The following is a 7812-nucleotide window of genomic DNA, read 5'->3' as shown; positions in this document are numbered from 1 at the left end:
CGTCGATCAACTCCGAATAACTCCCGTACTGACGCCAGATGTCGTCGGCGATTGCCTTGGTCAAGCGTGCATCGTCTGCGGCCGGTGTGCACTCGATATACCACTGGTTGCCCCATACCAAATCAAGGAACAGTCCGATGCGAATGTGCATGTTGTGTTTCTTCAAGATCGGCATCAGCGTCCCCAAAATATCTTTGTAACCGCCCGTTGTTGTGCCGGGAACCGTTGACGGGTAATACGCGACGGTCGATCCATCTTCGAGACGTCTGACGGCAGCGGGCAGCGTAATCGAGGTGAATCCAGATTGTTTTGCCGTTGCGATGGTGGCGTCCCAGGCGGCCGGACTCCAATCGACGGCTGACGATCCTGGCGCAACGTAAAGAAGCGCCGAGGTAACGATCGGCACTCGCTTGGCGGGCGGCACAACCGAAGACGCCGGATCAGGCGAGGACGCCGGCACCGCTTCCGATGCCGTACCAGCCGAAGAAGCGGGTTCGACCGACGATGCAGGTTGGGCGGAAGAGGCGGGGTCGGGCGAGGACGCCGGTTCGACCGACGATGCAGCTTCTGCCGAAGAGGCGGATTCGGGCGAGACCGCCGGTTCGGCTGGAGATGACGCTCCCGTGTCGATGCTGACAGCCTCGTTCGAGGCGGTTGCGCCGTCAGATGGGTTGGTTGACGATGAACCGCCGCCGCACGCTGTTAATGTCAAAGCGAGTAAAAGCATGGTTAGCCAGCAGCTTTTATTGCGCACTGGAGCGGTATTAATCGCAAAGGATTGAAACAGTGAGTTTTTCATTGTTTTGAGACACGTTGAAGTGATAAACAGCGGACCTGCAACGCAATAATTTCTCGATTAATCGACGGCGTACAGATGTTTCGGGGTAATTGCCCGGAACTTGATAGCTTAACGATCCGATTTAATAATAATCTCCCAAGAAGATCAATCGGAGCGAGATTCATGATTTTCTGGACAATAATCACGAATAGGTGAATCAGGACTTTTATTCGATAATTATTCGATTACAATGGGCTTCGGTGAGCCGATAGCGTGCTTGTAATCGCGTTTCCAATGCCATCGGGCAATGACTTGAACGGAGTAAATGATAGAAGGCATTAATATCTTCCACAAAATCTTATTCAAGACACTCTTGGTACTGACTCTTTTAGTTTTAGGCTTAACAGCACCATTGCACGCCGTTGCCAGCACGCCGGTCGTCAAAGAAGCGATATTGGAACTATTATCAAATCATTGATGGCTGGTATTTACCAAGAAGTGAACACGAACTTCGCCTGTGGCAACAACCGCGTCGCGCTTGCGAATTACTACAGCGATGTCGTTGGTTACCTGCATACGCACGCCAATAATCTGGCGGTGATGATTTCGCTTTACTTCAACGTAAATGCCGGTCAAAGCCCGGCGAACTGGACTTCGCTGTGGACTTATGTCCTCGTCCAGCGCGGTGACGGCTTAATCAGACAGTCAGTGCTAAATTTCGGCTTTTCGAACTCCCTCACAACCATGTCCCACTTCCACCCCGTAGACCTTTCCCACGCCAGCCGACTCATCAACCACGGACCGACCGTTCTGATCACCACGTCGCACGGAAACCGTCGCAACGTCATGGCCGCAGCCTGGTCGATGCCGGTCGAATTCACGCCGCCGCGTATCGCGGTCGTGATCGACAAGAGCACGTTCACGCGCGAACTCGCCGCCGCGAGTGGCACGTTCGGCCTGATCGTGCCCGGCGCGGGGATGATCGATCTGGCCTATGCCGTCGGCACGACCTCTGGCCGCGATATCGACAAGTTTGAGCATTTCGGAATCGATACCATCGCCGGCCCCGTGCTCGGCCTGCCGCTGATCGAAACAAACTGCGCGGCGTGGATGGAATGCCGTCTGATCAGCGAGCCGCACACGGAAGACGCCTACGACACCTGTTTCGCCGAAGTCGTTTCCGCCGCCGCCGATCCGCGCATCTTCTCCAACGGCCACTGGACCGTGGACGATTCGAACACGCCGCTGCACACCATCCACCATCTGGGCGCGGGCAAGTTCGTGCGCGCCTCGGCGATGCAAATCGCTCAGCCAATCGCGCGCTGAGCCGTAAACCACTAGAACGGACACTCTAAGCACGCACGAAAAGCCCTAAAGATCACACCAAACCGAACCGTTAATCAGTCGATGAACGCGAAGGTTCACCGAACCATTCGCGTCGCACATTAACGAGCTTTCGATCCGGCCATCGACGCCGGACGCCAGCGATAGATGGGTGAGGACAGGTTTTCATCTGCGATGAAAGCCGCTCGCACCGTCCGGGGAAAGGGGTGTGGTATGAAACAAGCGTTTTCGGCGTTCAGGTTCGTCGTATACCTGGTGGGCTTTACGAGTCTGTTGGCCTTGCGGCTCGTGCTGTCACCGGACGGCGAGGGCGGCATGCTCGCCTGGTGCGGCTGCGTGGCGCTCGCCGCGGTCTGCTACCTCGTCTGGTACGCGTCGTCCGAAGGGTATCTGCGCCATCTCGGCGGCGGAATCATGGTGTATCTCGCCATTGCCGCAGTCGTCGCAGCCTGCCCGCCCTTCGTTTTGCTGCTCATGTTCTGGTCGATCACGGGCCTCGTCAAACGACGTCGCGAGTTGCTCGTGCACGCGCTGTCCAGCATCGCACTGTTCCTGCTTATTTTTCCGATGCCGATGGCAAGACTCATCGGTATGCCCGAGCTTGCGGGCGCGCCGGCGGGGATTGCTTATGTCGCGTTTGCGCTGGCGTATTCGGCGATGGCATCACACAGTCCGATGAAACTCGGCCTGTTCCGCTTCGCCACGATGCTGCTCGCCGTGCCGCTGATCGGATCGTTCGTGGCGCTGGTCGGTGGCGGCATGCTGAGCCGTCCGCAACGACGCACCCGCAACACCATGCGCACCCGCCGTCTTGCGACGCTGGCGCTGCCCGCGCCGGTGCGGATCGAACCGGCTCAGGGTATCGGCATGCCGATGGCCGCTGTCGCAGGCGTAGCCGCCGATGTGCTGATGCCGGGCGCGTCGGAGCGCGCGGCCGCGTGATAGTTTGACGTGCCGCAAAGACAGTGCGGCACGCGATATGGTACGAAGCAGCCTTTGCTTTTTCACGCTGCTTCGATCGCCGTTTTCATGCTCTCGACTTCACAAGCCTGGCTGTTCTTGCTAGGCATTTCCGTCATTCTCATCACCCCCGGTCCGACCAATACGCTGCTCGCGGCGGCCGGTCTGCGCGTAGGCATTCGCCGTGCGATGCCGCTTCTAATCGGTGAATTCGCGGGTTATCTCGTTGCGATCGCGGTCTGGGGCATCGTCATCGCCCGCGCGGCGGATGTGCTCGCGTGGCTGCCCGCGTTTATGCGCGTCGCGTGCAGCGTGTATATCGCGTGGCTGGCGATGAAGATGTGGCGGTCTGCGGTCGGGTTGCGGTCGTCATCGCCTGAAAAAACCGTCGGCGTGCGCGGACTTTTTGTTGCCACCTTGCTCAATCCCAAGGCCATGCTGTTCGCAGGCACGCTGTTTTCGCCCGCCGCGTTCTCGCACCTCGTGCCTTATCTTCAATCGATGTCGCTCTTTACGCTCGCGCTCGTGCCGATCGGCGTGTTGTGGATCGCGTTCGGCGCGACGCTCGGCACCGGACGGCTGACGTGGGCGAGTCCCGAACGCGTGCAGCGCGGTGCATCGCTCGTGTTGGGTACGTTTTCGTTTTTGCTGATGTGCACGCTGTTTCGCTGAGCAAACGAGCAAACCAGCACGCCGCCCTGTCTGCCGTGTTAAAACACACAACTCGTTACCGATACCTTCCAGGCGTTTTCATCTGACAGGATTCTGCAATGACGCGTGAGCACGACGGAACACAAGAAGCGCCGCACGAACCGCTGACCGCGTGGTATCCCGACGAAGCGCGACGCCGGGCATGGCTGCGCGGCATCTTCGACCGCACCGCACCGGACTACGACGCGATCGAGCGCGCGATGGCCTTCGGTTCCGGCAAGTGGTATCGAAATCGGGCGCTGCGCTCGGCGGGTTTGGTCAAAGGCATGCGCGTGCTCGATGTCGGCATGGGCACCGGCCTCGTCACGAAAGAAGCCGTCGCCATCACCGGCGATGCATCGCTCGTGACGGGCGTCGATCCGAGTCCCGGCATGGTCGGCGAGGCACATTTGCCGATGGGCGTGGAAACGCGCATCGGCACAGCAGAAAATCTGCCTTGCGAGAGTGCGGCCTATGACTTCCTGAGCATGGGTTTCGCGCTGCGCCATGTCAGCGACCTCACGCGCGCCTTCGATGAATACTTCCGCGTGCTCGCGCCGGGTGGCCGCTTATGCGTGCTGGAAATTACGCGGCCGTCGAGTGCGGCGGGCATTGCGTTGTTGAAGTTCTATATGCGCGGCGTGGTGCCGGTGATCGCGCGCGTCGTCGGCAAGAAACAGGAAAGCGTCGAGTTGATGCGCTATTACTGGGACACGATCGAAGCCTGCGTGCCGCCGCAAACCGTGCTCGCGGCGATCGAACGCGCGGGTTTCGTCGATGTACGGCGCGAGGTCGAGTTAGGGATTTTCTCGGCTTATTGCGCGGTTAAACCGGCTTAGTGCGTTCGGCATCGAGCATCACCGCAGCACGCCCTTCGATCACCGGAACGCCGCCGCATCGCACATTGAAGCGGTATAGGACCGTGTTTTCATCGCCACCAATGCGTTCGGCTTCGATATCCAACGGAGCGTCCAACGTATCGAGCCGATCGACATAACTGCGCACGCCGCGCACGCTCGTCAGCATCCCGACGCGCGGACGCTTCGCGTCTCCGGCGCCGACCAGCGCGCCGTGCACGGCCATCGCTTGCGCGGCGTATTCGATGCCGCATACCGACGCCAGCCGTCCCTTCGAGCGCAGCGGGTTATCGGCCAATCGATGACTCGTCGCCACGCAGCGCACATGTTGCGCATCCCATTCGATGACACCATCGAGCAGGCACATCGGGCCGCTATGCGGAATACGCGCCGCGATCCATTCGCGATCGTGCGTCATGCGAGGGTGACCGCGAGTTGCGTGCCGTCGAGATAATCGAGTACGACAGTGCCTTTTTGCTCTAAAGCCAGCGCCCGCAACAAAGGCAATGCACGCGCGGCAGGATTCGACAGACGCAGCGCTTCCAGAGCGGCATCGTCGAAGGTATCGGCGGGTTGATCGGTGAGATGCGCGTCGATACGCGCCAGCGTGCGTTCGCTCGCTTCGGGCACGAGAACCAGCCCGACACCGAACGAATCGTCGATCGGGCGCACCTGACGCAGCGGTTCGGGATAGTCCGTGTCATACGCGACGAGCAGCGTCGGCACGCCATCCACGCCGACCTGCGCGAGACTTTCCAGCAAGCCCGCCGCGAAACTGCCGTCATAAGCACACAACACGTTCGATGCCGCCATCGCGCGCGTCGCGATGCTCCAGTAACCGGCGGGCGCGTTGTGCACGGAGTTGTGGAAGCGCGTCGGCGAGATTTGCGGATCGTCGCTGGCGAGGGTTTCGCAGATCGCGTGGAAATTCGCGCCATCGCCACCGGATGCCGCGAACACGGAAGCCAGCGTCGCCGCATCCTTTCCACTCGATGCCACCGCTTCATGCGCCGCCGCCAGCGCCGCACGCACGACCGGCCCGGTTCGCCGACGCTCCGCCGCAGGCAGACTCGAAGGCGCGGGCAACACGGTCCTTACGTTCTCGCGCGATGTACGGCCCGTCAGCACTTCAACGGTCTGCGCCCAATCGGCCAGACCCGGCCCGAGCACGCCGACGCCGTCGATATATGCGTTCAGTTTGCTCATACGCGGCCCAATCCGAAAACGAGACTGCAATTGGTCCCGCCGAAACCAAAGGAATTGCTGAGCACCGCATCGAGCGATGCTTCACGCGTCTTCAACACATAGTCGAGACCGAGCGCAGGGTCCGGCTCGGTCGTGTTCGCGCCTGCAGGCACGATCTGATGCCGCAACGCCAGCGCCGCGATCACCGCTTCGAGCGCACCCGCCGCGCCGAGCGTGTGGCCGGTCGCGCCCTTGGTCGAACTGCACGGCACGCCTTCGGGGAACACGCTGACGAGCGCGCGGCTTTCGGCGGCGTCGTTGCTGGGCGTGGCCGTGCCATGCAGATTCACATAGCCGATATCGCGCGCCGTGAGTCCCGCGCCCGCGAGCGCCTGTTCCATCGCCAGTTGCGCGCCGAGTCCATCGGGATGCGGCGACGACATGTGATACGCATCGCTCGATTCGCCGATGCCGAGCAGGCGGATGGTATCGGCGGAGGCATCGGCGGAATCGCGTTCGAGCAGCGCGAACGCCGCGCCTTCACCAATCGAAATGCCATCGCGATTCACATCGAACGGTTTGCACGGTCCGGGCGAGAGCAATTCGAGCGAATTGAAACCGTAGAGCGTGGTGAGGCAAAGCGTATCGACACCGCCGACGATGGCGGCATCGATCAAACCGGTTTCCAGCATGCGCCGCGCCGAGCCGAACACTTTCGCGCCCGACGAACACGCCGATGAGACCGACACCGCCGGCCCACGCACCGCGAAATGCGCGCGCACGAAAGCGGCGAGCGAGTAGGGATTGTGCGTGGTCGCGTAGTTGAAATCGGCGGGCAGCGCGCCGGTTTGCGGATCGCGCCGCTGATACGCCAGCTCGGTTTCGAGAATGCCCGCCGTGCTCGTGCCCATAAACACGCCGACGCGCGCCGCGCCGTATCGAGCGATGGCGTCTTTCACGCGCTGCGCGAATCCGTCTGCTTCGAGCGCCATTTGCGCCAGCCGGTTGTTGCGGCAGTCGAACGCAGCGAGCGCATCGCGCACGGGCGCATCTTCGACGCCCGCGACGCGGCCAGCGAAGGTCTTGAGCGCGACGTTTTCGAAGGTGCAGGGCGCAAGGCCGCCGCGAGCGTCGCGCAAGGCGGCAAGCGTGGCGTCGAGGCCTGAGCCCGCGCAACTCGTGGCGGTGAAATGCGTGAGCAGGAGAGGATTCAAGAGGCGTTCAGGTCAGAAGTCTTGCGAGGAATTGTAACAAACAGACTTATTCGGACTCTGGAATGGGACGGGCGATCAGGAGCCGGTTCGCGGCATGCGCGCCGTGTCCCATCGAGAGCGTGGTGACTTGAAAACGCAGTGCATCGAGCAAATCCAGCCATTGCCCGATACTCCGGCACGTCAGCCGATTCGTGCGCCGCGACCGCGCCACTTGCACGCCAAAATCGATCGCGCGATCGAGCGCGGCGCGAAAGCCATCGGCGGCATCGCTGACGCGCAGGAGCAGCACGCCGTCCGGCGCGAGACTCGCGCGCACGCGGCGGAGAATGGCTTCCTGGGCGGCGGCATCGACGTAATGGAGCACATCGCACGCGACGATCACATCACTCTGCGGATACGGCGTCTCGCGGATATCGCCGCACTCGAAACGGATCTGCCCTGCGTACCCTGTGTGCCCGCGCATCGCGATCCGCGCGCGCGACACATCGCGCTCCGTCAGTTCGATGCCATGAATCGAGCGCGGCACCGGCGGCGCAGGCCATCGCTCAGGCCACGCGTTATGCCGATGCCACGCGTGCGCGCCGATCAGCCACGCAGCGAGCAATCCCTGGCCGCTGCCGAGATCGAGAATGCGGGCGTGATCGGGAATCAGACCGTGCGCGAGGAGATGGCCGAAGAACGGATCGTGCCGCAGCTTCGCCGATGCAAAATGCCACGCGAAGCGCCCCGCGGCGCGGTAGGGAAGGCTGGCTGCATCGATGAGCGCGCTCGGGACCATGCGCGC

The 7812-nt window shown here is 61.7% G+C and carries 8 protein-coding genes and 1 pseudogene; 4 read left to right on the top strand and 5 right to left on the bottom strand.

Going from position 1 to position 7812, the window contains the following annotated elements:
* Positions 1 to 799: pseudogene (locus P7F28_RS33630) on the bottom strand (hypothetical protein); the annotation flags it as partial.
* 723 nt (positions 800 to 1522) lie between these two features.
* Between P7F28_RS33630 and P7F28_RS33625 the strand changes: the two are divergent.
* From P7F28_RS33625 to P7F28_RS33610, 4 genes are all read left to right on the top strand, one after another.
* The gene (locus tag P7F28_RS33625) at positions 1523 to 2104 is read left to right on the top strand and encodes a flavin reductase family protein (protein WP_277189693.1); all 582 of its coding nucleotides are present in this window, start codon (positions 1523 to 1525) and stop codon (positions 2102 to 2104) included.
* 231 nt (positions 2105 to 2335) lie between these two features.
* The gene (locus P7F28_RS33620) at positions 2336 to 3064 is read left to right on the top strand and encodes a hypothetical protein (protein ID WP_277189692.1); all 729 of its coding nucleotides are present in this window, start codon (positions 2336 to 2338) and stop codon (positions 3062 to 3064) included.
* A gap of 87 nt (positions 3065 to 3151) precedes the next feature.
* Positions 3152 to 3754 (top strand): LysE family transporter, encoded by a 603-nt coding sequence (locus P7F28_RS33615; RefSeq protein ID WP_277189691.1) that lies wholly within the window; start codon positions 3152 to 3154, stop codon positions 3752 to 3754.
* Between the two features lie 98 nt (positions 3755 to 3852).
* Entirely contained in the window at positions 3853 to 4611 is a 759-nt protein-coding gene (locus tag P7F28_RS33610; RefSeq protein WP_277189690.1) for a class I SAM-dependent methyltransferase, read from the top strand.
* On the opposite strand, the gene P7F28_RS33605 is transcribed toward P7F28_RS33610, so the two are convergent.
* Genes P7F28_RS33605 through P7F28_RS33590 form a run of 4 tightly spaced genes read right to left on the bottom strand, consistent with a single transcriptional unit; the run spans position 4598 to position 7806 of the window.
* A complete protein-coding gene (locus P7F28_RS33605) occupies positions 4598 to 5047 on the bottom strand; it encodes a hotdog family protein (protein ID WP_277189689.1) in 450 nt (149 codons plus the stop codon). The genes P7F28_RS33610 and P7F28_RS33605 overlap by 14 nt on opposite strands.
* On the bottom strand, positions 5044 to 5835 hold the full coding sequence (locus P7F28_RS33600; RefSeq protein ID WP_277189688.1) for a beta-ketoacyl synthase chain length factor: 792 nt from the start codon (positions 5833 to 5835) through the stop codon (positions 5044 to 5046). Before P7F28_RS33600 ends, P7F28_RS33605 begins: the two co-directional genes overlap by 4 nt.
* Positions 5832 to 7028 (bottom strand): beta-ketoacyl-[acyl-carrier-protein] synthase family protein, encoded by a 1197-nt coding sequence (locus P7F28_RS33595; RefSeq protein ID WP_277189687.1) that lies wholly within the window; start codon positions 7026 to 7028, stop codon positions 5832 to 5834. The genes P7F28_RS33600 and P7F28_RS33595 overlap by 4 nt, the downstream gene beginning before the upstream one ends.
* A gap of 46 nt (positions 7029 to 7074) precedes the next feature.
* The gene (locus tag P7F28_RS33590) at positions 7075 to 7806 is read right to left on the bottom strand and encodes a cyclopropane-fatty-acyl-phospholipid synthase family protein (RefSeq protein WP_277189686.1); all 732 of its coding nucleotides are present in this window, start codon (positions 7804 to 7806) and stop codon (positions 7075 to 7077) included.
* Positions 7807 to 7812 lie beyond the last annotated feature (6 nt).

The organism is Caballeronia sp. BR00000012568055, assembly GCF_029439455.1.
GTDB lineage: Bacteria > Pseudomonadota > Gammaproteobacteria > Burkholderiales > Burkholderiaceae > Caballeronia.
The sequence above is the reverse complement of the archived record's forward strand: the minus strand, read 5'-3'. Positions and strand labels throughout refer to the sequence as shown.

Bases quoted from the DNA above. Each gene is read 5' to 3' on its own strand.
- P7F28_RS33625 (WP_277189693.1), top strand. From the start codon at position 1,523: ATGTCCCACTTCCACCCCGTAGACCTTTCCCACGCCAGCCGACTCATC.
- P7F28_RS33620 (WP_277189692.1), top strand. From the start codon at position 2,336: ATGAAACAAGCGTTTTCGGCGTTCAGGTTCGTCGTATACCTGGTGGGC.
- P7F28_RS33615 (WP_277189691.1), top strand. From the start codon at position 3,152: ATGCTCTCGACTTCACAAGCCTGGCTGTTCTTGCTAGGCATTTCCGTC.
- P7F28_RS33610 (WP_277189690.1), top strand. From the start codon at position 3,853: ATGACGCGTGAGCACGACGGAACACAAGAAGCGCCGCACGAACCGCTG.
- P7F28_RS33605 (WP_277189689.1), bottom strand. From the start codon at position 5,047: ATGACGCACGATCGCGAATGGATCGCGGCGCGTATTCCGCATAGCGGC.
- P7F28_RS33600 (WP_277189688.1), bottom strand. From the start codon at position 5,835: ATGAGCAAACTGAACGCATATATCGACGGCGTCGGCGTGCTCGGGCCG.
- P7F28_RS33590 (WP_277189686.1), bottom strand. From the start codon at position 7,806: ATGGTCCCGAGCGCGCTCATCGATGCAGCCAGCCTTCCCTACCGCGCC.